We start from the raw sequence: 24,322 nt of genomic DNA, 5'->3' as shown, positions 1-24,322 counted from the left end.
GATCACCTGCTTCCTGATAGTAGACGAAATTTATTGGCCAACGGGAGAGCGGACAACTCCTGCTCAGAAAAAACATTCCCTTTGACAATGCACACAATATAGACGACAGCACCGACGGCGACGCCGCCCAGTGCCTCAGCAGCCGCCCATAAGCGTCCGCCGGCGGGAGCGTCCATAAGCCACATATACAATCGCAGCACGACAACCATCGCGATAGCAGCCTTAACGATCGGATACATGTACTTTTGGGCGTTGGCCATTTGACACTCGCGCCGCAGACACACGTATAAAAAGCAAGCCATAAATGCGTAAGCCCCGGTTGTCGCTAAAGCCGCGCCAAGGACGCCAAACAGCGGCACAAGCCAATGCATGAGGACGATTTTTCCCGCCACCGCCACCGCCACACCGACAGCGGCCGCCCACTCTTTCCCTATTCCTTGTAACATGGCGGACACCGTCAGCGCGATCGTTGTAAAGAAGACGGAAGCGGACAAAACAGCAAGAACAAGTGAGCCATGGTCATTTTCAAACAACATCGTATTGATCGGCCGGATCAGACAAATGAGCCCTAAGGAAGCGCCAACACCGATGACGGCAGCAAACCGAAGCGGCAATAGACCGTACGTAAAAGCAGCGCCTTGGTCGCGTCGGGCGCTGGAGATAAACGGGACGAGCGCCAGCGAAAGCGATGTGCCAACAACCGTGCCAAGCTGGATGAGCGGCTGCCCGCGGTCATACACCCCTTTCACCCATTTTACCTCATCCATCCTTATCCCGGTTTCACGAAGAAGCTGAACAAACAAAAACGAGTCAACGAGCGGAATAAGCGTCAATACCATATTTGTCAAACAAACGATCGTTCCAGCCGTCAATAAATGGCGGCCAACATGCAAGATCGAAGCCGGGGGGATGCGGCTGCCCATTTTTTTTCGTCCGCGCTTAGCCGAATAAAAGAGCAAAATAAAAAGTGCCGCCGCCATGCCGACAAGCGTCCCGGCGATCGCCGCGATGCCGCAAGAATAAACGTCAGCGCCGCGCCGCATCATCCAATATGACAGCCCTAAAATCGCTGTCACCCGCACAAGTTGCTCCCCAACTTGGGAAGCTGCGGTCGGCATCATATCATACCGTCCTTGGAAATAACCGCGCACGACAGCCGTCAACGGAAAAACTAAAAAGGAAAATGAAAGCAACCGCAACAGCGGTTCAAGCTGTCTGTCACCCATCCATGACGCCACCGTTTCGGCCCCTATATACAAAACGGCAAACAGCATAACACCGAGCGCGCTTAACAACAACAGTGCGGCGCGCCCGACGGCGGCTGCTCCCGCCTCATCCCCTTCCGCCAGCCGCTCGGCGATGAGCTTCGAGATGGCGACCGGGTAGCCAGCTAGCGACAGCGCTGCGACAATGCCGTAAATCGGATACACCTGTTGGTAAATATAAAAGCCGACATCTCCAACCATATTTTGATACGGGATACGATACAACGCACTCAACAGCTTCGTAAGCAAAGCGGCGACCGTCAATACAGCCGCTCCTTTCCATACATTCCCCATATCACATTCCCTCCCGCCTTTATGGCGTTCGCCGACGGATGGCCAAGGCTGGGGACGTTCGCCGGCGGCGGAGACAGGCGACGCCGCTAACAATTCCATTGCCATGGCTACGCTCGATATTATAGCGCAACATCGGCTCGATCGCCAAAGACGGTGGCTCATCAGCAGCAATGACCCCATCCGGCGGACAGAAAGAAGGGGCTGACGCAAAATACTGTCGGTTCTCCCGTGAAATACAAGATATCAAATGGCGAATCTGTTCGATGCTTATATACGCAGTGGAAAAGGGTGCCTCGTCACTTTGGAGACACCCTCTTCTTGTTTCGCTTATTGTTCCATTTGTCGGGCTAAAAAGCTGGCCGCCGTTTCGACCGCTTTATGTTCCACTTCACCGAGCATCTTCTCACGCGATAAAATGATGACAGCCCCGATCGGATCGCCGTTAGCCACAATCGGGCCGATCGTATACGACTTTAACGCTTCCGTCATCCCGTCCACTAACTCTACCTCCCCCTCCTCCGTATGGAGGACGGAAGTGCGATCTTCCATCGCTTTCTCCACTAACGGGCTGACGCTTTTGTTCATATACTCTTTTTTCGAAACGCCGGCGACAGCGATAAACACGTCGCGGTCACAAATGAGCACCGGCTGCCCGAGGCTGTCAAACAGCGCCTCGGCATACTCTTTAGCAAAGTCACCCAGTTCACTGATCGGCGAATATTTTTTCAAAATGACTTCTCCATCGCGGTCAACAAATATTTCGAGCGGATCTCCCTCGCGAATGCGTAACGTTCTCCGAATTTCCTTCGGAATCACAACCCTTCCCAAGTCGTCAATTCGACGAACAATACCGGTTGCTTTCATGCTTTGTATACCCTCACTTTCATCTAGGATTTGAAGGATACTCCGATGAACCCTTTTGTGATGGGGAATTCACCATTGTTGTCATTAGTATCCTTCACAATCCATGTTCTATACGCGATGAAAGTGATTTTGGCCATTTTAGATAAAATTGCCCATCATTCATTATCGCCGCATCGGCTGAAACATAAACGTGCAAAACGGAAACAAAACATGATTTTTGCCCCCGGTTACGCAATGACCGATTTTTCGTTTTTCATCCCGGACAATTGCTTTAATGTTTCGTACAAAATCATCAGCCATTCGTGCGGTTTCATCTGCTTAATATACAGAACAATTTTCAGCTTCGCCCCGTCCATGCCGAATCCAAACAGGCGGCCATGCTGGCGGCCGATGCCGGATAGGCGTTGGATTTCCACCGTTTTCGACGCCTCTTCAGCAAATAACATGTCAATTTGTTGTTTATGCTGCTTGATCGATTCAACGCCGAGCTGTTTCGCCAACGCCTTAATTTCTGCAATTTGGAACAAATAAGCCACCTCATCCGGATAATCGCCAAAACGGTCGGCCATCTCCTCACGCAGCGCTTCAACGTCTTCGAGCGTTTCCACTGCTTGAAACCGCTTGTACATCTCGATTTTTTGCAGCCCGTCGGAGATGTATGCATCTGGAATATAGGCATCGACTTCCACATCGATGGTTACTTCCGGGCGCTCATCTTCTCGTTTCAAACCACGCCGTTTTTCAATCGCTTCTTTCAACATTTGTGAATATAAGTCAAACCCGACCGAGTCAATAAAGCCGTGCTGTTCGGCGCCAAGGAGATTGCCGGCGCCGCGGATCGACAAGTCACGCATGGCAATTTTAAATCCGGAGCCAAGCTCGGTGAACTCCTTAATGGCTTGCAGCCGTTTTTCCGCCGTTTCATTCAACACTTTATCTTTCCGGTAGGTGAAATATGCATAGGCAACGCGGTTCGAACGGCCGACACGCCCGCGCAGCTGGTACAGCTGCGATAGCCCCATCCGGTCGGCGTCATACACGATGAGCGTATTGACGTTCGGAATGTCAACGCCCGTCTCAATAATCGTCGTTGTCACGAGCACATCATATTGTCCCTCCAAAAAGGCTAAAATCGTCGACTCAAGCTCAGCCTCCGACATCCGCCCGTGTGCAAACGTCACGCGCGCCTCCGGAACAAGCTGCGCGATTTCCTCGGCTTTTAAGTCGATATCCTCGATATGGTTATAAAGGAAAAACACTTGCCCATCGCGGGCGAGCTCGCGTTCAATCGCCTCTTTAATAAGTTCCGTTGTATACTCCATCACATACGTCTGCACCGGGAACCGGTTTTCCGGCGGCGTCTCGATAATGGACAAATCGCGCACGCCAATCATCGACATATGCAATGTGCGCGGAATGGGCGTCGCCGTCAACGTAAGAACGTCAATGTTCGCCCGCAGCTGTTTGATTTTTTCTTTATGCGCCACGCCAAACCGCTGTTCTTCGTCGATAATGAGCAAGCCTAAATCTTTAAACTTCACATCTTTCGATAACAGCCGGTGCGTGCCGATGACCATATCGATCGTACCATCCTTTAGCCCTTTAATCGTCTCCGCTTGCTGTTTTTTTGTGCGGAACCGGTTGAGCAGTCCGACGTTAATCGGAAACCCTTGAAACCGCTCGCGCACCGTTTCGTAATGTTGCTGGGCCAAAATCGTCGTCGGCACGAGGAAGGCGACTTGTTTGCCGTCCATAATCGCTTTAAACGCCGCCCGCAGCGCCACTTCCGTTTTCCCGTAGCCGACGTCACCGCAAAGAAGGCGATCCATCGGTTTTTCGCTTTCCATATCGCGCTTGATTTCTTGGATTGACCGGAGCTGGTCCTCTGTTTCTTGGTACGGAAACGCCGCTTCAAATTCACGCTGCATTTCCGTATCCGGGGAAAACGCATATCCTTTGCTCGCTTCACGCTCCGCGTACAGCTTGATCAAATCTTCGGCAATGTCTTGGACAGACGACTCCACTTTCTTTTTGACCTTTTTCCATTCCGTACCGCCGAGCTTATAAATTTTCGGCTCTTTTCCTTCCGAGCCGACGTACTTTTGCACTTGGTCCATTTGCTCAACCGGGACGTACAGCGTGTCGCCGCCTTGGTATTGGATATGAATATAGTCTTTATGCACTCCATTGATTTCTAACGTCTCGATACCTAAATATTTTCCGATGCCATGGTTGACATGAACGACATAATCACCGACTTGCAGCTCGGCATAGCTTTTGATCCGCTCGGCGTTCGAAAGCTTTTGCCGGCGTACTGGACGCTTAGTCCGCTTTTTGAACAGTTCTTCCTCGGTGATGACCGCCAGTTTTTGCAGCGGCAGCTCAAACCCCGTGTTTAAATCACCTTGAAGGAGCTGGCATTTGCCGTAAAGCAGCCCCGCCTCAGGTGGAAGCGGCATCGCATCGATCTCGTAATCTTCAAGCAGCGACTGCAGCCTTTTCACCCGCTCGGCATCTGGTGCCAAAAAAACGACCGCGTAGTTCGCCTTCTTCCATCGCTCGATCTCGGATTGGAGAAGCGCCATTTGTCCATGGAAGTTTTGCATTTGCTTGCATGTAATATTGACGACATTTTGCGGGTGGGTATGCGGTGCATGACGCAAAAACAAGGACAAGTACACCCGTTGAAACCGATGTTTTTGTAACAATTCAGAAAATGAGTGCGAAATTCGTACGTCATGAATAATTTTTCCGCCGTCAAGCAAGCTTGTATACCATTCCGCCTCTTCGCGGTCGAGCCGCTCTGCCGTCTCCTGCAACCGGCTCATTTCGTCCATGAGCAGCACGCCATCTTCCGGCATGTAATCTAGTAAACTTGCAGATTTTTCATAAAAAAGAGACATATATTTATATTGTTGCTCGATTTCCTGCCCTTCGCGCAACTGTTCTAATTCAGCGTGGATATGCTCGTACATCCGCTGCTTGGCGGCGTCATCTTTCATTTTTTCAAGACTGGCCGCAAGCCCGGCTTCGATTCGTTCAATCCCACGTCGCCGCGCCTCTCCATTCAGAATGATCTCATCGGCAGGCCCGATCATCACGCGTTCCATCTGCTCGCGTGAACGTTGGTCGTCAGGGGTAAACGTCCGAATGGACTCGATTTCCGTATCAAACAATTCAATGCGATACGGCAGCTCAGCCGTTAGCGGATAAATATCAATGATGCCGCCGCGGATGCTGAATTCCCCGGGAGCGGAAACGGTGGCCACCCGCTTGTATCCCATTTCAACAAACAGCTGCTTGTAACGTTCCAAATCAAGCTCTTGTCCAACCGAGAAGGTGAACAAGTAATGTTTCCAAAGCGACAGTGGCGGCAGCAAGCGCCGCAAGCCGGCGACCGGACAGACGATGACCCCTTTTCCACCTTGTGCCCAATGGTTCATAACGTCGAGACGTTGCGCCTTTAACTCCGGGCTGGCAACCGCCATTTCGGCGGCGATGACCTCGTTGACCGAATAAAGAAACACGTCATCCGGCCCAAGCAATGAAACGAGGTCATCGTATATTTTTTGCGCCTGAAACAAGTTATGGGTGACAACTACCATCGGGCGGCCCGTCTCCTTATAAAGCGTGGAAACAAAAACGGATCGGGCCGACCCTGACAGCCCGGCGACAAGCTGTTCTTTCAGGCGGACATGGATTCCCTCAATGATCGTGCGAACATCTTCGTTTTCAGCTAAATAGCGATGCAGCGAAAGCACCCCTATCCCCCTCCTCTCAGTAGAAGATTTTTCCTCTTTAGTCGTCTCACGAAACGCAAAAACGCTTTGGTCGCCCAAAGCTGCGCCTAATGAATAAACTTTTCGTATTGATGCCATTCCGGGTTTCGCGTCAACGCCTCTTGGCAGTCTTCGCAAATCGTTTTCACATGAATGTCGCCGTTCGATTCGTACGAAATCATGTCAAGTCGTTCCTCTTCAGTCAAATGGTGGAATCCTAGTTTTTCGCTATATATCGATACGCGGTCAATCGTACCTACTTTTGCGCCGCAATGACGACAATAATAATGTAACGCCATTCGAGCAAACCTCCTCACTGGACTGTTCCGTCCGCAAGGCAGGCGAAGCTGATGCCTCGCGCCTCCCGTACTCACATTGTGTACCAGTTCAGAGGAAAATATTCACTCGTTAAAGTTATTCATCACTTGGACAAACGGTGTCGTTACCGCCTGCTCGCACGCATCGGCAGCCCGCAAAACCGCTTTGGCCACCGCCGGCTTCTCCTCTTCCGTAAAACGGCTAAGCACGTAATCGGCAACCGGCTGGCCGTTCGTTGGCCGACCGATGCCGATGCGAATGCGTTTAAACTGTTCGGTGCCAAGATGGTGAATGATCGACTTGACGCCATTATGGCCGCCGGAGCTTCCTTTCAGGCGAAGACGGATTTTCCCCGGCAGAAGATCGAGATCATCGTAAATAATCATAATATCGTCGATGGCAATGCCATAGAAATCAATGAGCGGGCGAACACATTCCCCTGATAAATTCATATATGTCAGCGGTTTGCATAATGCCACTTTTTCGCCAAAAACGGATGCCGTTCCGAACAAGCCACGGAATTTAGCGGTTCTCAACGAAACGTTCCAACGTTTGGCCAACTCATCAATGACAAAAAAGCCGATGTTATGCCGCGTTTGCTCATACTCCTTGCCCGGGTTTCCGAGCCCGACAAACAACTTCAATGACCGCGCCCCTCTCTATACATGATACTACAAAAGACGTAACCGGAACGGTTACGTCTGTCACTCTTCTGGTGTCGTTTCTCTTCCTTCCTCAGCGTCGGGCTGTCCCGCCTCTTGCTGCTCGCCGCTATGGATTTCCTCTTCTTGCTTCGGCGGCAGAATCGTCGCAATCACTTCGGAAGGTTCGTGATTGATTTCAAATGTTCCGCCTGTTTGTACGTCGTCGACCGTGACCGTATCGCCGACTTGCAAACTGGAGATGTCCACTTCAATCGCTGGCGGAATGTTTGCCGGCAAAACGCGGATCGATAACTGGTGCAAGTTTTGCTGCAGGACGCCGCCATCTTTCACTCCAGGCGCTTCGCCCACTAGCCGGACTTCGACATCGACATCGACTTCCGTCGACATATCGACCGCCTGAAAATCGGCGTGAAGAAGCTCGCCGCGCAACGGATCGCGCTGCATTTCACGCAATAGCACTGAGTAATCGCCACCGTCGACGTTCAGCGTCATCAAGCTGTGGCGCCCGCCCTCGCGGAGCGCTTTCTCAAGATCAGCGGCGCTGACGAAAATCATTTTATTATCGACCTTTTTGCCGTACAATACTGCCGGAATGCCCCCTTGCGAACGAATACGCTGCAATGTTGAACGTTTTTTGTCTGTGCGTTCTTTCGCTTCCAACACAATCGCCATGTTTTGTCACCTTCCTGAATTAGAATCTATTGTCTACTTTATCCTAAAACAAGAAGGGATAAACATACTTTGTGTTTAGTCGAACAGGACGCTGACAGATTTCATTTCATACACGCGCGTAACCGCTTCGGCAATAAGCGGCGCCACCGACAGCTCTACAATTTTATCAATTTTCTTCTCTTCTGGCAAGGCAATCGAATTGGTGACGACAAGCTCTGTAATTTTCGAATTTTGAATGCGCTCAATCGCCGGACCGGACAGCACCGGGTGGGTACAGCATGCGTACACTTCTTTTGCCCCGTGTTCGACAAGGGCGTTCGCCCCGAGCGTAATCGTGCCGGCTGTATCGATGATGTCATCAATCAAAATGGCCGTTTTTCCATTCACTTGCCCAATGATGTTCATCACTTCCACAGCGTTCGGCCGCGGCCGGCGTTTGTCGATAATGGCGAGCGGTGCTTTCAGACGGTCCGCCAACTTGCGCGCCCTTGTCACGCCGCCATGATCCGGGGAAACAATGACGACATCATCCAACTGTTTGCTTTTAAAGTAATCCGCTAAAATAGGAACACCCATTAGATGATCGATCGGGATATCGAAAAATCCTTGGATTTGCGGAGCATGCAGATCAAGCGTAATGACGCGCGATGCTCCGGCCGTTTCGAGCAAGTTGGCGACGAGCTTCGCTGTAATCGGCTCGCGCGAACGCGCTTTCCGATCTTGGCGCGCATAGCCATAGTATGGCATCACGATATTGATCGTACGCGCCGAAGCACGTTTTAATGCATCGATCATAATGAGCAGTTCCATTAAGTGCTCATTGACCGGGACGCTCGTCGATTGGATGACAAACACATCATCGCCGCGGATGCTTTCCTCGATGTTAATCTGAATTTCCCCATCACTAAAACGGGACACAGAACATTTGCCAAGCTCAATCCCCATGACTTCCGCAATTTCTTTCGCTAGCCTCATGTTCGAGTTAAGGGCGAACAACTTTAATTGGTGCTGGCATTCAGACATGATAAACCTCCATTAAGATTTTTTCTTGCCTGGCAGGCGATCCACATAGTTTTCCTTATTAATTTGCCGAGCGCGGGCAATAGCGAGCGCGCGGCCGGGGACATCGTCAGTGATTGTCGATCCGGCGGCGACGTAGGCGCCTTGGCCGATCGTAACCGGCGCGATTAAGTTGACGTTGCAACCGACAAACGCACCGTCTTCAATTTTTGTTCTATATTTGTGTACACCGTCATAGTTGACCGTAATCGACCCGCATCCGAGGTTGACATCAGCACCGACTTCCGCATCACCGATATAGCTTAAATGCGAGGCTTTGCTTCCTTTGCCAAATGTCGATTTTTTCACCTCGACAAAGTTGCCGATTCGCACTTCATCGTCAATTTTTGACAACGGGCGAATATGAGCGAACGGGCCGATCGTCACATCGTTGCCGATTTCGCTGTCATGGGCGACCGAGTGGCGGATGGACGTGCGATGGCCGATACAGCAGTTTTTAATTTCCGAATGGGGGCCAATCGAGCAATCTTCGCCAATCACCGTCTCGCCTTCAATAACCGTGCCGGGATAAATGACCGTGTCACGCCCGATTGTCACCTCGGCGGAAATATAGGTACAAGCCGGATCAATGATCGTCACTCCGTTTTTCATATGCTGGCGGCAAATGCGATCGCGCATAATTCGTTCTGCCTCGGCGAGGGCGATGCGGTCATTGACACCGATCGTTTCGTCGAACGACGGCGCCTGATAAGCGGATACAATGCCACCATCTGCTTTTATAATTTCAATCACATCGGTTAAATAATATTCGCCTTGGGCGTTATGGTTTGTTACTTTTGTAAGCGCTTGAAACAATGTTTGGTTGTCGAAGCAATACGTTCCCGTGTTGATCTCACAAATGCTCCGTTCCTGCTCATTCGCATCTTTATGTTCAACAATTTTTTCGACATGGCCGGCATTGTTGCGGACAATGCGCCCATATCCGGCCGGATCGTCGGCCATAGCCGTCAATACGGTCGCCTTCGCCTTGGCGGCCATATGCTGTTCAAGCAGCGCCTCCATCGTTTCGGCAGTAATAAGCGGTGTATCACCGCAGACGACGACCGTAACTCCTTCAAGTCCTTGCAAGTACGGAGCGGCCTGCATGACCGCGTGCGCCGTCCCAAGCTGCTCTTCTTGCAGTGCGTACTCACACTGGACGCCGAGCTGTTCTTTCACTTGCTCCGCCCCAAATCCCACTACTGCAATCGTTTTTTCCACCCCAAGCTTGGACACTTGATCCACTACGTGCTGAACCATTGGCTTGCCGCAAACGGGATGGAGCACCTTATACAGCTTGGATTTCATCCTCGTTCCTTGTCCGGCCGCCAAAATGACTGCATATCGCTTCACCATGTGAAAGGCCTCCAATTACCCTTTTATCCATAATTGAATATATATGAATCGGCCGCGCTTTTCAAGGAAACAATACGTTTGCCAAAAAAATAGAGAGCCTGGCCAATTTTGCCTAAGCTCTCTTCAATATGTTTACGAAGCGCCAGCTTCTTCAAGTTCTTCTTCCAACTTCCCGAGGCGGTGGTACTCAGCTAAGATCGCCTCCTGGATTTTTCCGCGCGTAGCGGAATTGATCGGATGCGCGATATCGCGGAACTCTCCGTCTGGTGTACGCTTGCTCGGCATCGCAACAAACAGCCCGTTGTTCCCGTCAATGACGCGGATGTCATGGACGACGAACTCGTTGTCCAATGTGATGGAGGCGATCGCTTTCATCCGTCCTTCGGTATTGACGCGGCGTAATCTTACGTCTGTCACTTCCATTATGTTCACCACCTTTTCCCTGTATGAGACTCGATGTAATTAATTCCACGCCCCCGAGCCATTTCCTTCTTTTTTCAAAAAATTTTTTATAAATTTCAGGCAGGGAAAAAGGGGAAAGTCACTGTTTATTGCACAAGAGCGATAACTTCAATTTCGACAAGGGCGTCTTTTGGCAGCCGAGCCACTTCCACACATGAGCGTGCCGGTTTATGGTTCGTGAAATATTGGCCGTATACTTCATTCATGGCTGCAAAATCGTCCATATTTTTTATAAACACTGTTGTTTTTACAACCGTGTCGAGCGAAGCGCCAGCTGCTTCCAATACCGCTTTTAAATTTTGGAACACTTGATGCGTCTGTGCTTGGATGTCGCCTTTTACCATTTCCCCTTCCGGAGTGAGCGGAATTTGCCCCGAGCTGTAAAACATGTTGTTGACAATGATCCCTTGTGAATACGGACCAATTGCCTGAGGCGCATTTTTCGTTTCCACTTTTCTCATTCGTAAAATCCCCTTTCCATTATTTTCATCATTTATGACAGGCAGCAAGCCGCCTAAAAAAACGTTTTGTAGTTGCCTTCCTTGACCGCGATTCGTTTTTCTTTCGTGTCAACAGCCGACAGCTTTACGAGCGAAATGTACTCGTCAACTAACCGCTCTTTTGCCTCCTCAGACTCGACGAGCACGCCGATGCCGGATACATGGCCGTTAAACTCTTGCAGCAAGCTGACCATGCCGTTGATCGTACCGCCTGCTTTCATGAAGTCGTCGACGATGAGCACGTTCGCCCCCTCAGCCAAGCTGCGTTTTGACAAAACCATCGTTTGAATGCGCCTGGACGAGCCGGACACGTAGTTGATGCTCACCATCGGTCCTTCCGTCACTTTATTGTCATGGCGAACGATCACAACCGGCACGTACAAAAAGTTGGCGATGGCATATGCAAGCGGAATCCCATTGGTGGCGATCGTCATCACGACATCCACCGGACGGTCGGCGAAAATGGACGCATAAAGGCGGCCAATTTTATTCATAATACGGGGGTCGCCAAGAATGTCCGTCATATATAAATATCCGCCGGGAAGAAGCCGGTCCGGGCGTGATAACTGCTCACACAAATAGGCGACAACTTCCTCCGCTTCTTCGGCGGCCATTTTTGGAATGTATTGCACGCCGCCGGCCGCGCCAGGTAGCGTCCGAACCGTTCCGATGCCTTGCTGCTCGAGCGTTTGCTTAATGATCGTTAAATCTTCGCTGATCGACGATTTGGCCGATTCGTACCGCTCCGCAAAAAAAGTAAGCGGAATGAGCTGGTGTGGCCGTTCAAGAAGATAATGCGTCATATCGACTAAACGGCCGCTTCGCCTTAGCTTCATAGCGGACCTCCTGAAACCGAATATTATAAATTCATTTTATCAAAAATGTACGTGTTTAATCAAGGGAATGGCGCTCCCCTAACAGCCTTACAGCAAACACTTGATCGCAAAAGCCGCGCAGTCCGTTGTATACGCGCTGCATTCTTGAATCGTGCTCGATCAGCCCAAACACGGTCGGCCCGCTGCCGCTCATCAGCACTGCATCGGCTCCAAACCGCCGCATTTGTTCTTTAATATGTGCGACTTCCGGATATTTTTTCAGCGTCACTTCCTCAAGAACATTGCCGACCGACCGGCAAATCGCCGCATAATCATGCCGCTCGATCGCCTCGATCATCGCCTCGACATCCGGATGGTTGACATGCTCAAGCTGTAAGTTCCGGTACACTTCCGCCGTCGATACACCAATGGGAGGCTTGGCTAATACGACCCAGCACGGCGGCGGCGGCGAGATCGGGGTGATGATCTCGCCGCGCCCGGTCGCCACGGCTGTTCCGCCGTAAACGCAAAAGGCGACATCCGAGCCGATTTGCGCGCCGAGCCGGGCGAGTTCATGGACGCTTAATCCAAGTTGCCAAAGCTTATTGAGCCCGCGCAGCGTCGCCGCCGCATCGCTGCTCCCTCCCGCCAGGCCGGCGGCCACCGGAATATGCTTCGTAATCGAAATCGCCACCCCTTCGCGAATCGAAAACGTCTCTTTCAGCAGTTTCGCCGCCTGATACGCCAAGTTGCGGCAATCATCCGGGACGAAACGGTTTTGCGACACAATGCGGATCGCATCCTCTCCAGGCAAAGGAACGAGCTCAATGCGGTCAGCCAAATCAATCGTCGTCATCACCATCTTCACTTCATGGTAGCCATCAGGACGCTTATAAAGAACATCGAGAGACAGGTTAATTTTTGCTGGCGCTTTTACCGATAACCTCACGAGTCTTCACCTACTTCCACGCACGTTCATAAACAGACTGTCTTGATATGCCGACAGGCAAATGATTCGACATATTCACTGATTTTGCTGTTTTGCTTATGTTTACACGTTCCGTGTCCGACTTTCTTCTGTCAACCCATTTTACCATATTACCACGTCTCGATGCCGCCGCCAAACGATATATGTAAAAAGGGCGTCCCTTGCTTGGGACACCCTCGCCGCAGCGCGCCATGACCGCCGGCGCTATTCCGTTTTCCCGGCCAGCTGCCGTTCTGCCCGTTCAATCGCCAATCTTACCATGTTTCCTGCATCTTTTGCGCGGATGGCTCCCCATCCTTCACGCTGCACGACATCGTAAAAGCCTAGCTCTTTTGCCAGCTCTTCTTTCAAGCGTTGCGACATAACTCCGCGGCGTCGACCCAATGTCAGCAACCCCTTTCGATGTTCATTGGCGTCATGGCACGAAACGTTGTGCAACTCGCCGGCGCAATAAACCGGCTGGCTTCATCCGCTAAAGATGAAAGGCGACCGCGGCAGTTTTAGTATGAGATAACGGAGGCGGCTTTATGTCTGCCTATTATTGTCTAGCTTCGGCCGTTGCTTCATCTTGCCAAAACGACAACAAATGACTTGCACCTCTTTGGCGCTGCTTTCGCAAAACTAAGCACCGCCCGGCTCATGCCTCCCCGTAAGCCTTTTGGCGCGTTTTTCCGACAAGCAAGCACCCCCGCTTTTCTTCACGACAAAATAAAAAGCAGCAAACAACTTATGTCTACTGCCCCCCTGCTTGCTCATCGTCCCAAAACGTCAGCTTTACGGTTTCGGTCAACACGTCGGCATAACTGAATGATACGCGTTCAAACGAGTTCTCTTTTTGATCCAGTTCAATGACAAATACCGATGGGTAAGTCTCCGCCAAAATGCCACAACGCTCAATCATTTTTCTGCGTCCGCCGTTGGCCCGCAGCGTTAAACGTCTCCCGATATTAGAGTCCAGCGTTTTTTTAATATCGGATAAAGTTTTTGGCATTCGTCATTCACCTCACTGTTTGCAATTATAACAAAAACGGCATTCAAAGTCAAAAAATAACGATTATATCAGCATGTTTTTGTTTCTGTCAATGAATATTTTTCTACAATATCCTTCTTTTTATGTGCCTTATGGCACTTTTTTGTAAAAAATATGGCGAAAGACATAAAAAAACCGCCCGTCAACTGCGGCGGTTTTCCCCCCGTTCGTCCTCAATAAGGCGAAACGGCATTCCGGTGCGGAGCACGCCTTTCGTTTCCACCCCGCCCAATCCCTTTTCCCCAGTTAACGTGTTGCGCAGCACATCCCACACATCGACCGTCTCCGTGAACGGCGTGAAGCTGAGGCGCGAAACGATATAAACCGGATCAAGGGCATGGATGTTAACCCGCGCCGGTGAACTGGCGAAATTGGCTCCAGCGCGGATAAGCGACTCGAAATGCGATTGGCAGGCGCCGGCGAAAACGATTAGTTGGTCGAGGTGCGGCACTTTTTTGCGCGCTTCTTTCACCGTTTGGACGAAATGACGCGAGTGGCGATACGCTTTTAAATCGTGCACTTTCCCTTTCGATTTTGAATACGAATCATGGCCGGTGATGACTAAAATATCCGGGCGGAACTGTTCAATCAAATAACCCACTTTTTCCGGCATCTCGCTTTCCTCACAGTAAACGCCGTGCACCGGCACCCCAATCCGTTCATACAAATCTAAGCATTTGCGCAAATATAACGGGTCGCCGTCCAAATGAAGGACGCGCCCCGGAATTTGAAAAAAATCTTTCTCCACCCGGTATCCGCCGGTCGCCCGATACTCGACTTTTTGCTTGATCGTCTGGTAATCCTGGCGGAACAGCCGGTATGACTGTTCGATCAACTCGATTTCCCTCTTTTTCCGTTCTTGCCGCTCCCGCTCATCGATTACAACCAAATCGCTGCACGGGGCATCTGCGACAAGCCGCACATCTTCGCCATATAAAATCGCCTCTCGCTCGCCGTCTTTTTCTTTAATATCAATGACGCGGAACAATAAGTCACATTGATAAGACTTGCGGGCGACAATATCACCGATTTTGACGTCCATCACCGCTCACCCCATTGTAGAATCGTTGTCATCCATACGATATGCACATGCGGACAATAGGTGATAGACGCCCGTTTCCTTTCAGCTGCAACCTAAACGCGAAAAAGAGGCGCCAGCGCGTTGCCTAATGAGGCGAATTCAGCCATATTGAGCGTTTCCCCGCGCCGGCGCGGATCAATGCCTACAGCGGCGAGCGCCCGCTCAATTTGTTCCTTTTTCTCCTTTCCACCCGGCAGGTTGTGGATTAAATTATTGAACAGCGTTTTCCGTCGTTGGCCAAAGCTCGCCCGCACCACTTGGAAAAACACGTCCTCATCCTCGACAGCGACAGGAGGATGGGACCGTTTTGTCAGTCGGATGACAGCGGAATCGACGTTCGGCTGCGGCATAAACACCGTACGCGGCACCGTCATGACTACCTCCGCCTTCGTATAATACTGCACAGCAATCGTCAGCGAGCCGTAATCTTTCGTCCCCGGACTGGCGGCGAGGCGGTCGGCCACTTCTTTTTGCAGCATGACAACGATGCCGCGGATCGGCAGCCGCTCGGTGAGCAGCTTCATGATGATCGGTGTCGTCACATAATACGGCAAGTTGGCGACCACCATCCGATCACTCACCTCAGCGAGCTCTTCAGCAATCACCGCATGTAAATCAGCTTTCAATACGTCTTGGTGGATAATGCGCACATTGTCATAAGCCGATAACGTATCAGCCAAAATCGGCAGCAACCGGTTGTCGATTTCAAAGGCGACCACTTTTTTAGCCCGCCGTGCAAGCTGCTCAGTCAACGCCCCGATGCCAGGCCCGATTTCAATCGCGCCGGTGTCGAAAGAAACGTCGGCGGCGTCGACAATTTTCCGCAAAATATTTGCGTCAATTACAAAATTTTGCCCGAGGCTCTTTTTAAACGAAAAGCCGTACCGTTCCAAAATTTCTTTCGTCCTTCCTGGTGTGGCAATATCTTTATGCATCGCCTGTCTCCTCCTGCATCACTTGTGCCAGCGCGGCATAAAAGGTGTCTCGGGAAATACGGAACACTTTTAGCCGCTTATGAAACTGCCGTCCGTTTGCATAGCCGATTTTCAGTTCCGCTCCGAGGCGCAGCCGCCGCTGACGCGCCATCTCCCCACCGATCAGCCCGGCTTCGATCAACTCGGCAAACGTAATTTCTTCTTCCCAATCCGCCGTCTCTTCATACACGTTCGCAAGCGCTTGGCGAATGTCATCGGGAGAAGCGTGCTCAACCCCGACGCCTTTGCCGTTTTTCGCTTTTGCCGCCTCCCGCGTCAAAAACGCATGTTTGCATCCTGGTACTTGCTCGGCAATGGTCCGGCGGATTTTCTCCCCCGGGAAATCCGGATCGGTAAAAATAATGACGCCACGCCTTTCTTTTGCCAGTTTGATCCGCTCAATGACATCTGCCCCTACTGCGGCTCCATTTGTTTCGATTGTATCGGCATCAACGGCGCGCCGGATCGCCGCCGTATCGTCTTTTCCTTCTACGACAATGACTTCCTTAATTTTCATCGCACCATTGCAGAAACAGCGGAATAAGAGATTTTTCCTATTTCTGCAATGCCTCCTTTCCGGTAAAATAAAGAGTAGGATGAACCTTCAACGCTAATGGCTCCATTTCCTTTTTATTTTTCGATTCCGTTGAAACTTTTTTCCGCTTAAACCGTCTAATTAAACAGAAGTGGTAAAGTGCGCATTGTCCCGGCACAATGTCATTATAACGAAAAAGAGCAGAGGGAAAAAACCCTCCGCTCTGTCCTTCGATCGCATTTCTATGGCAACACCCGTATTTTTACGCGCTTTTTGCCCCAACGAAACGCATCCGACCGTTCCGGAAAAAATACATCAATTTTATATCCGCGAATGCTTGAACCGGTGTCCGCGGCAACAGCATATCCATATCCTTCCACATATACCTTCGACCCGAGGGGGATGATGGACGGGTCGACGGCAATCACTTTGGCGGAAGGGTTTTGGCGCAAATTGATGCCTGTGCTCGTTACGCCTGAACAGCCTCCGCAATAGGCCGTATAGGCGGTAGCGGTGACGTAAAATTCCTTCGCGGCGTGACCGGCGCCGCGCGAGGACGGTTGGTCGGATGATGCAACCGGGCGCACTGTTTTCGTGCCGATGACGACAATGCGCGCTTTACTTTCTTTAACCGTTTTTTCCGCAATCAATTTGCGTGCGACTTCTTTGCCGTTTTCCAACGTCACTTCATATGTTTTTTCGATTTTCCCTTTTTCTCCGGACTCAATGACGCGCCGTTCTCCTTTTGGCAGTGAATCATCCCGTTTCGTCACCACGGCAAAATCGACAGGCTCTTCCACTACATCGGTGACTTTTTTTACCCGAGTGATGTGAATGGTCATCTGTTTTTTGACCTTTTCTTGCAAGGAAGGCTCAATTCGATCCAGTTTACCTAGCTGAATCCCTTGCTGTTTCAAAAAGTCAGCGACCGTAGTCGAAGTTGTCCATGCCTGCTGCTGTTTGCCGCCAACATTGATGCGAACGGGGAACGCTTTTTCGACGCCGATGTCCATGCCCTTTTTAATTTTCGCCGAAAGCGTTGGCGTCACTTTGTCATGAGGTCCGACTGACACGTGTTGTAAACGAAGCAATTCCCCAACCGTATCGGCCGTCGTCCACACCTTTTTCGTTTTCCCGTTTACCGTCAATGTCACTTCTTTGCTTGCTTCCCAAATGATATGAAGATCATCGGTAATCGGTGTACTTAAAGACGGATAGACGTAATCTTCTTTGCGCGGCTGAATGCCTTGCTCCTCAAGCAACTCCTTGACGTTCTCCGCATGGGTGCGAATTTCTTGTTTTTCCCCGTTGACCGTCAGCGTCACATCGTCTTTCGCAATCTCATATCCGGCGACCCCTGTTGTCGCGGAGATGGCGAGAAATCCGCTTGCCGTAGCAGTCACGTTTTTCCTCCATAAGTCCAACCATTTCCTCCTGTTTGGCAACATCAAACAAAACGCCTCCTTCTCCTCCGAAATTCCCCTCTCCCTCTAACGTGTACGCACGAGCATACTCTATTATGCAGAAAATTCAGCGAAAAAGGAAGGAAGACTTGTCGACACGTGATCGGCCAATATCGGCTGAATTTGTAGAACTTTTTCGTTTTCCCCGTTCTTTCGACAAGTCTCCCGATCATTCGACGCCTAATTTTAGCGGTCGATGGCGAACAATTTTTTGGCATTTTCCGTCGTTGTTTCCGCTACCTCGGCAAAAGAAACGTTTTTGATCTCCGCGATCGCCTGGGCAACATATTTGACATAGCTCGGCTCGTTCCGTTTTCCGCGGAAAGGGTGAGGCGTTAAATATGGGCAGTCGGTTTCAATCAATAAATGGCTGAGCGGGATTTCCTTCGCCACTTCCTTCGGCTTTTTGGCATTTTTAAACGTAACCGGTCCGCCAAGGGAAATGAGAAAATTCATTTCGATGCACTGTCTTGCCACTTCGACGCTGCCGCTGAAACAATGCATAATGCCGCCAACTTCGGCGGCGTTTTCTTCTTGTAAAATTTTTAAAATATCCGCCGTTGCCTCGCGGTTATGGATGATGATCGGCAGCTTCACTTTTTTTGCCAGCGCGATTTGCCGGCGGAATACGTCTTGCTGCACGTCTTTTGGTGACTTATCCCAATGGTAATCAAGCCCCATCTCGCCGAGCGCCACCACTTTCGGATGAGCGGCAAGCTGTTCAATCATCTGTAAGTCTTCATCGGTCATATCAATCGCATCGACCGGATGCCAACCGACCGCTGCGTAAATAAACGGATGCCGCTCGGCCAACTCAATCGCCCGGTCAATCGTCGGTCGGTCAAACCCGACAACCACGATGTGTGAAACTCCTTCAGCGCGGGCGCGCTCAATAACTTGATGTAAGTCTTCATCGTATTGGATCGCATTCAAATGCGCGTGCGTATCAAAAAGCATACAACTACCCTCTTTTCCACCTTGATGATAAGTGTAGCATAGAAATTGGTTACGTATGTCACAGATCGGTAACATTTCCATTACAAAATGGCGACAAGGAGGTGTCAAAGACGACACCCCCTCGTCTGTTGCATCATTTAATTTTTGTCCCGTTTGGCACGTGTTGATCCACGGTTGCCAGCGAAAAGTCCCCTCCGCTGCCGCCGGCCAAAATCATTCCTTCCGACCATTCACCGCGCAGCTTGGCCGGTTTTAAATTGGCGACGCAAATAACTTTTTTGCCGACGAGTTCCTCCGGCTTGTAAAACTCCGCGATGCCGGAAATCACTTGCCGTTTCTCGCCGCCAAGATCAAGCTGAAGCTTCAACAGCTTATCGGCATTTTTCATCCGTTCGGCATGCACAATTTCGGCAACGCGCAAGTCGACTTTGGCAAACTCATCAATGGAAATTCCGGCCGTCCCAGCCGTTTGTTTTTCCTCTTTGGCCGGTTCCGCCGCCGGCTTGCCGCCCTGCATATGCGCTTTAATATATTCGACTTCGGCTTCGATATCCAGCCGTGGGAAGAGCGGTTCCCCTTTTTGCACCTTTGTGCCCTCCGGAATGAGGCCGAAATCGTACAGGCTGTCCCACTCTTTCAGTGAACGGTCGGCAATGCCGAGCTGGGCGAAAATGCGCTCTGGCGTCCGCGTCAAAAACGGCTGCAGCAACACGGCCGTATGACGGAGCGACTCCGCTAAGTGGGTCATGACAGAAGCGAGCTCCCCCCGTCTGCTTTCCTCCTTGGCCAATACCCATGGCTGCGTTTCATCAATGTATTTGTTTGTCCGGCTGATGAGCTGCCAAATTGAAGCGAGGGCAACGGAGAACTCCATCTGTTCCATCGCTTCTTCGTACTGACGGACCGCCTCGCGTGCCGTCTGCGCCAACTCTTTATCAAACGGCGTTTTCGGGCCGCGGTACGGCGGAATCGCACCGTTAAAGTATTTCTCAATCATCGCTACCGTCCGGTGCAACAAATTGCCTAAATCGTTGGCCAAATCATAGTTGATGCGCTCAATAAACCCTTCCGGCGTAAATACCCCGTCAGAGCCAAACGGCACTTCCCGCAACAAATAATAGCGGAGTGCATCTAAGCCGTATCGGTCGATGAGCGTCACCGGGTCCACGACATTGCCTTTCGATTTCGACATTTTCCCGTCTTTCATAAGCAGCCAGCCATGACCGAACACTTTTTTCGGCAGCGGCAGCCCGAGCGCCATGAGCATAATCGGCCAATAAATCGTATGGAAGCGGACAATTTCCTTGCCGACTAAATGGACATCAGCCGGCCAATATTTGCGGAACTTTTCGTCATTGTCCGTGTCGTAGCCAAGCGCTGTAATATAGTTAGCTAAAGCGTCGATCCACACATAAATGACATGCTTCGGGTCGCCCGGTACTTTAATGCCCCAGTCAAACGTCGTCCGCGACACAGCCAAGTCTTCGAGACCCGGTTTAATAAAGTTGTTGATCATTTCATTTTTCCGCGATTCCGGCTGAATGAAGTCCGGATTCTCCTCATAATATTGGAGCAGGCGGTCGACGTATTTGCTCATCCGGAAAAAGTACGACTGCTCTTTCACTTTTTCGACCGGACGGCCACAGTCCGGACAGTTGCCGTTGACAAGCTGCCGCTCGGTGTAAAACGACTCGCACGGCGTGCAATACCAACCTTCATACTCGCCTAAATAAATATCGCCTTGTTCGACAAGACGGGCGAAAATCTTTTCAACAACTTTTTTATGCCGCTCCTGTGTCGTACGGATAAAATCGTCGTATGAAATGTCCAGTTTTCTCCACAACTCTTGAATGCCGGCAACGATGTCATCGACATATTGCTGCGGTGTGACCCCTTTTTCCTCCGCCTTACGTTGAATTTTTTGTCCGTGCTCATCGGTTCCCGTCAAATACATGACATCGTAGCCGCGCAGCCGTTTATAGCGCGCCATGGCATCCCCCGCCACGGTCGTATAGGCATGGCCGATGTGCAGTTTGTCGCTTGGATAATAAATCGGCGTCGTCAAATAAAACGTCTTTTTCTCCATCAGTTAGGCCCTCCCTCGTACTGTTGAGCACAAAAGCCCCCGTCTGGCGACGGGAGCAGCGTTACTTCTATTTTACATAATTTTTTCATTCTACAAAAACATCTATTTCTCCTCGGTGAAAAAAATATACCTACATGGACAAAAAGACGGCCTTAGTTTTGGCATGCACTGCGAATTCATTATAGGAGGATAAGGTTTAAACGGTCAAAATGATTCATTTTTCCTTTTATTCATTGACAAGCTTTTTTGTGAAATAACAATATACATTTTTTTTAAATTTTACATATTAAAGGATTGACGCATAATGGAAACACTGATATGATTAGGGTGTAGGAAATTTGTCGAATATTGACGAATAAACGACAAAACTATTTCGGAGAGGAGAACAGACGATGAAATCGACAGGAATCGTACGTAAAGTCGATGAGTTGGGCCGCGTCGTCATCCCGATTGAGTTACGCCGGACGTTAGATATTAACGAAAAAGATGCATTGGAAATTTACGTCGATGACGATCGCATCATTTTGAAAAAATATAAGCCGAATATGACGTGCGTCGTCACCGGCGAAGTGTCAGACGACAACTTTAAATTAGCGGGCGGCAAAATCATTTTAAGCCGCGAAGGCGCGGAAATTTTGCTTCAGGAAATCCGCCAGCACTTGCAAGAGGCAACGGATAATGAATAAAAAAAGAGTTTCTCTGGGTTCTCAGAGAAACTCTTTCTTTTCTTGCCGTTGATGATACTGTTGATAGACGTCGCGCTTCGACATGTTCCGATCACCGGCTGCCTGTTTCACCGCTTCTTTTACGGAAAGGCCATGTTCACGAACATAATAGTCGACATGTTCGTCAAGCGAAAGCGGCTGCCACCACGCTTCCTCCTGTCCGGGTTCATTCCCGTCTCTTGTCCCTTCAACAACAATGCAAAACTCACCGCGCATGTCAGTCGTCTCCGCCCAAGCGACCGCCTCGCTTAAATCGCCGCGGATAAACTCCTCAAACCGTTTCGTCAACTCGCGACCAATGGCGATGCGCCGTTCGCCAAATACGTCATACATCATGGCCAACGTTTCTTTTAAACGGTGAGGCGCCTCATAAAAAATCAACGTTTCCCGCGCTGTTTTCAACGACAGCAGCTGCCTCCGCTTCTCCTTTTTCGCCCGGTCCAAAAAACCGACGAATAAAAAACGCTCCGTTGGCAACCCGGAAGCGACGAGTACCGTCACCGCAGCGTTGGCTCCGGGAAGCGGAACAACGCGGCACCGTTCGCCCAGTGCAGCAGCAACAAGCTCATAGCCAGGGTCGGAAATGCCGGGCATGCCGGCGTCGCTCACTAACGCCACCGTTTTCCCTTCTTTCAGCCATTCAACAATCTGCCGGCCGCTGGCGTACTTATTATGCTCATGATAGCTAACGAGCGGCGTATGAATGTCGAAATGCGACAACAGCTTTTTCGTCTGCCTTGTGTCTTCCGCAGCGATCACGTCCGCCTCCCGGAGCGTCCGCACCGCACGGAACGTCATATCGTCCAAATTGCCGATCGGCGTCGGCACGATGTACAGCGTTCCTTGTCCCGTTTGTTCGACAAAGCTTTTTTGTTGCCAAAGCATCCATCTTCCGCCCCTTTACGATGAAATGATGCCGTTTAAAATGCGCTTCGTTTCTTCGGTATATTCGTTATCCTCGCCATAAATGACAAGCGGGGACAACACTTTTAAGTCCGGGCTGGCATCTTTCATTCCTTCAATTAAAATCATGTTCGCCTCTTTTCCTGCTTTTGGATAAACGAATCGAAGCCGTTTCGGTTCAAGCCGGTATTGGCGCATAAGCATCACAATATCAAGCAGCCGGCCGGGTCGGTGAACGAACGCCGCTTTTCCGCCCTGCTTCAGCAATTGGCTGCTAACGCGAACGACATCCTCTAATGTACAATAAATTTCGTGACGGGCGATCGCCACGTGTTCATTTTTGCTTAACTCTTCTTTGCCGGCAGCCGGAAAATATGGAGGATTGCACGTAACGACGTCATACCGGCTATAGCCAATTCGCTGCGGCATCTCTTTAATATCGCCGTGTATAATCTTGATTTGTTCTTCAAGCCCGTTGTACTGCACGCTTCGCCTCGCCATGTCACAAAGCCGCTCCTGAATTTCAACGCCGATAATCGTTCCTTTTGTTCGCTGGCTCAGCAACAGTGGGATCACCCCGTTGCCCGTGCATAAATCGACGATTTGCCCTTTTTGAATCGGCAAATAGGCAAAATGGGCGAGCAACACCGCATCAAGGGAAAAGGAAAACACGGATGGGCTTTGAATGATGCGGAGCTCCTCATTGAACAAATAGTCAAGCCGTTCATCCCCGTACAATTCTACCATCACAAACGATCCTCCATTGAAAAAAATAACCTTTCCGGAGCGGAAAGGATTACACTATCTTTATTTTTTGTTTAAAAACGATAAACAAAACAAACAATCGCCCTCTGTGCGTACGCTTCCGTAGTGAACGTGGCAAATATGGAACCCTTCTTGGTAAAGGCGGGCTAAATTGTCATACCCTTCGCCAATGTCGATTAGTTTTTTGCCATGCTTCGTCTCTTTTCGTTTTTCCTCTTCCCATGCCTCGAGCAGCTGCTCAAGCCGCCGGCGCAGATGAGCGTTTTCAATTTGCAGCTGATGGTTTTCCTCTAACAGCTCGGATACGCGTTGCTTCAGCTGCACAAGCTCACGGTAAAAATGGCTCAAATGCTCTTCCATGTTTGCCACTGATTGAAACACTTCTTTTTTATCTACCTTTTCCACATGGCCCCACCTCAAATTAATCTGCGACACGAGTAGATAACGTTCCGTCCTTCATCAGCTCATCAAGTGTATATTCGACGACCCGGCCGTGCTCCGGTAATTCGATTTGCAACACCCGCTCTAAAATGTTCAAACCGACCACTTTGCCAAAACCATGAGGCGTCTCAACATACTCCCCTAAATCCGGAAGCTGCTCTTTCGCCGTTTCATACTCTTCACTCTCGTACTTCAAACGGTATTGTCAAAAGTTTATCCTCCACACTCACGGTTTTCCCTTGAGTTTCAACGGTCGGAAGAAAAAAAGCTTGCCACCCCCATTGTTTTGGGCCATCATTGAGGTAACCACACACTCAACAGCCAA

Annotated in this window: 24 protein-coding genes and 1 pseudogene; 1 reads left to right on the top strand and 24 read right to left on the bottom strand. The window is 50.4% G+C overall.

Going from position 1 to position 24,322, the window contains the following annotated elements; translation table 11 throughout:
- Positions 1-2: 2 nt before the first annotated feature.
- From ACTVDO_RS14445 to metG, 20 genes are all read right to left on the bottom strand, one after another.
- Positions 3-1,559, bottom strand: a complete 1,557-nt coding sequence (locus ACTVDO_RS14445) for a putative polysaccharide biosynthesis protein (protein ID WP_023817409.1) — start codon at positions 1,557-1,559, stop codon at positions 3-5.
- Between the two features lie 327 nt (positions 1,560-1,886).
- A complete protein-coding gene (spoVT, locus tag ACTVDO_RS14440; protein ID WP_020958303.1) occupies positions 1,887-2,423 on the bottom strand; it encodes a stage V sporulation protein T in 537 nt (178 codons plus the stop codon).
- A gap of 227 nt (positions 2,424-2,650) precedes the next feature.
- Positions 2,651-6,184, bottom strand: a complete 3,534-nt coding sequence (gene mfd, locus ACTVDO_RS14435; RefSeq protein WP_020958302.1) for a transcription-repair coupling factor — start codon at positions 6,182-6,184, stop codon at positions 2,651-2,653.
- Between the two features lie 86 nt (positions 6,185-6,270).
- Positions 6,271-6,501, bottom strand: coding sequence for an anti-sigma-F factor Fin family protein (locus ACTVDO_RS14430; RefSeq protein WP_020958301.1), 231 nt, complete (start codon positions 6,499-6,501; stop codon positions 6,271-6,273).
- Positions 6,502-6,603: 102 nt separating this feature from the next.
- Complete coding sequence (pth, locus tag ACTVDO_RS14425; RefSeq protein ID WP_020958300.1) at positions 6,604-7,164, bottom strand: aminoacyl-tRNA hydrolase; 561 nt, start codon at positions 7,162-7,164, stop codon at positions 6,604-6,606.
- A gap of 60 nt (positions 7,165-7,224) precedes the next feature.
- The gene (locus tag ACTVDO_RS14420) at positions 7,225-7,857 is read right to left on the bottom strand and encodes a 50S ribosomal protein L25/general stress protein Ctc (RefSeq protein WP_020958299.1); all 633 of its coding nucleotides are present in this window, start codon (positions 7,855-7,857) and stop codon (positions 7,225-7,227) included.
- 75 nt (positions 7,858-7,932) lie between these two features.
- Positions 7,933-8,880, bottom strand: a complete 948-nt coding sequence (locus tag ACTVDO_RS14415; protein ID WP_020958298.1) for a ribose-phosphate diphosphokinase — start codon at positions 8,878-8,880, stop codon at positions 7,933-7,935.
- A 12-nt stretch (positions 8,881-8,892) separates the two neighbouring features.
- Entirely contained in the window at positions 8,893-10,272 is a 1,380-nt protein-coding gene (gene glmU, locus ACTVDO_RS14410) for a bifunctional UDP-N-acetylglucosamine diphosphorylase/glucosamine-1-phosphate N-acetyltransferase GlmU (protein ID WP_020958297.1), read from the bottom strand.
- A 132-nt stretch (positions 10,273-10,404) separates the two neighbouring features.
- Complete coding sequence (gene spoVG / locus ACTVDO_RS14405; RefSeq protein ID WP_003247437.1) at positions 10,405-10,695, bottom strand: septation regulator SpoVG; 291 nt, start codon at positions 10,693-10,695, stop codon at positions 10,405-10,407.
- Between the two features lie 125 nt (positions 10,696-10,820).
- Positions 10,821-11,195: a 2-iminobutanoate/2-iminopropanoate deaminase gene (gene ridA, locus ACTVDO_RS14400; RefSeq protein ID WP_020958296.1), complete on the bottom strand. Its 375-nt coding sequence runs from the start codon at positions 11,193-11,195 to the stop codon at positions 10,821-10,823.
- A gap of 53 nt (positions 11,196-11,248) precedes the next feature.
- Positions 11,249-12,070, bottom strand: coding sequence for a pur operon repressor (purR, locus tag ACTVDO_RS14395; protein ID WP_020958295.1), 822 nt, complete (start codon positions 12,068-12,070; stop codon positions 11,249-11,251).
- 55 nt (positions 12,071-12,125) lie between these two features.
- Positions 12,126-12,998 carry a 4-(cytidine 5'-diphospho)-2-C-methyl-D-erythritol kinase gene (ispE, locus tag ACTVDO_RS14390; protein ID WP_020958294.1) on the bottom strand — a complete coding sequence of 291 codons (873 nt, stop codon included), beginning with the start codon at positions 12,996-12,998 and terminating at the stop codon, positions 12,126-12,128.
- A 243-nt stretch (positions 12,999-13,241) separates the two neighbouring features.
- On the bottom strand, positions 13,242-13,421 hold the full coding sequence (locus tag ACTVDO_RS14385) for a small, acid-soluble spore protein, alpha/beta type (RefSeq protein ID WP_011886605.1): 180 nt from the start codon (positions 13,419-13,421) through the stop codon (positions 13,242-13,244).
- Positions 13,422-13,770: 349 nt separating this feature from the next.
- Positions 13,771-14,028, bottom strand: a complete 258-nt coding sequence (gene veg / locus ACTVDO_RS14380; RefSeq protein ID WP_008881684.1) for a biofilm formation stimulator Veg — start codon at positions 14,026-14,028, stop codon at positions 13,771-13,773.
- A 181-nt stretch (positions 14,029-14,209) separates the two neighbouring features.
- A complete protein-coding gene (gene yabG / locus ACTVDO_RS14375; protein WP_020958292.1) occupies positions 14,210-15,109 on the bottom strand; it encodes a sporulation peptidase YabG in 900 nt (299 codons plus the stop codon).
- 92 nt (positions 15,110-15,201) lie between these two features.
- The gene (gene rsmA, locus ACTVDO_RS14370; RefSeq protein ID WP_020958291.1) at positions 15,202-16,083 is read right to left on the bottom strand and encodes a 16S rRNA (adenine(1518)-N(6)/adenine(1519)-N(6))-dimethyltransferase RsmA; all 882 of its coding nucleotides are present in this window, start codon (positions 16,081-16,083) and stop codon (positions 15,202-15,204) included.
- Positions 16,076-16,639: a ribonuclease M5 gene (gene rnmV, locus ACTVDO_RS14365; protein ID WP_020958290.1), complete on the bottom strand. Its 564-nt coding sequence runs from the start codon at positions 16,637-16,639 to the stop codon at positions 16,076-16,078. The genes rsmA and rnmV overlap by 8 nt, the downstream gene beginning before the upstream one ends.
- A gap of 260 nt (positions 16,640-16,899) precedes the next feature.
- Complete coding sequence (locus tag ACTVDO_RS14360; RefSeq protein WP_442901761.1) at positions 16,900-18,105, bottom strand: ubiquitin-like domain-containing protein; 1,206 nt, start codon at positions 18,103-18,105, stop codon at positions 16,900-16,902.
- Between the two features lie 201 nt (positions 18,106-18,306).
- Complete coding sequence (locus ACTVDO_RS14355; protein ID WP_020958288.1) at positions 18,307-19,077, bottom strand: TatD family hydrolase; 771 nt, start codon at positions 19,075-19,077, stop codon at positions 18,307-18,309.
- A gap of 133 nt (positions 19,078-19,210) precedes the next feature.
- Complete coding sequence (gene metG / locus ACTVDO_RS14350; protein WP_442901753.1) at positions 19,211-21,163, bottom strand: methionine--tRNA ligase; 1,953 nt, start codon at positions 21,161-21,163, stop codon at positions 19,211-19,213.
- Positions 21,164-21,555: 392 nt separating this feature from the next.
- Between metG and ACTVDO_RS14345 the strand changes: the two genes are divergently transcribed.
- Entirely contained in the window at positions 21,556-21,849 is a 294-nt protein-coding gene (locus ACTVDO_RS14345) for an AbrB/MazE/SpoVT family DNA-binding domain-containing protein (protein ID WP_020958286.1), read from the top strand.
- 21 nt (positions 21,850-21,870) lie between these two features.
- On the opposite strand, the gene rsmI is transcribed toward ACTVDO_RS14345, so the two are convergent.
- The 4 genes and pseudogenes from rsmI to ACTVDO_RS14325 form a co-directional block, all read right to left on the bottom strand.
- The gene (gene rsmI / locus ACTVDO_RS14340) at positions 21,871-22,773 is read right to left on the bottom strand and encodes a 16S rRNA (cytidine(1402)-2'-O)-methyltransferase (protein ID WP_442901752.1); all 903 of its coding nucleotides are present in this window, start codon (positions 22,771-22,773) and stop codon (positions 21,871-21,873) included.
- A gap of 15 nt (positions 22,774-22,788) precedes the next feature.
- Entirely contained in the window at positions 22,789-23,538 is a 750-nt protein-coding gene (locus ACTVDO_RS14335) for a tRNA1(Val) (adenine(37)-N6)-methyltransferase (protein ID WP_020958284.1), read from the bottom strand.
- Between the two features lie 60 nt (positions 23,539-23,598).
- On the bottom strand, positions 23,599-23,961 hold the full coding sequence (gene yabA, locus ACTVDO_RS14330; RefSeq protein ID WP_020958283.1) for a DNA replication initiation control protein YabA: 363 nt from the start codon (positions 23,959-23,961) through the stop codon (positions 23,599-23,601).
- A gap of 16 nt (positions 23,962-23,977) precedes the next feature.
- Positions 23,978-24,193: pseudogene (locus ACTVDO_RS14325) on the bottom strand (stage 0 sporulation protein); the annotation flags it as partial.
- Between the last annotated feature and the right edge of the window lie 129 nt (positions 24,194-24,322).

Source organism: Geobacillus sp. BK01 (assembly GCF_052220245.1).
Lineage (GTDB): Bacteria > Bacillota > Bacilli > Bacillales > Anoxybacillaceae > Geobacillus.
The sequence above is the reverse complement of the archived record's forward strand: the minus strand, read 5'-3'. Positions and strand labels throughout refer to the sequence as shown.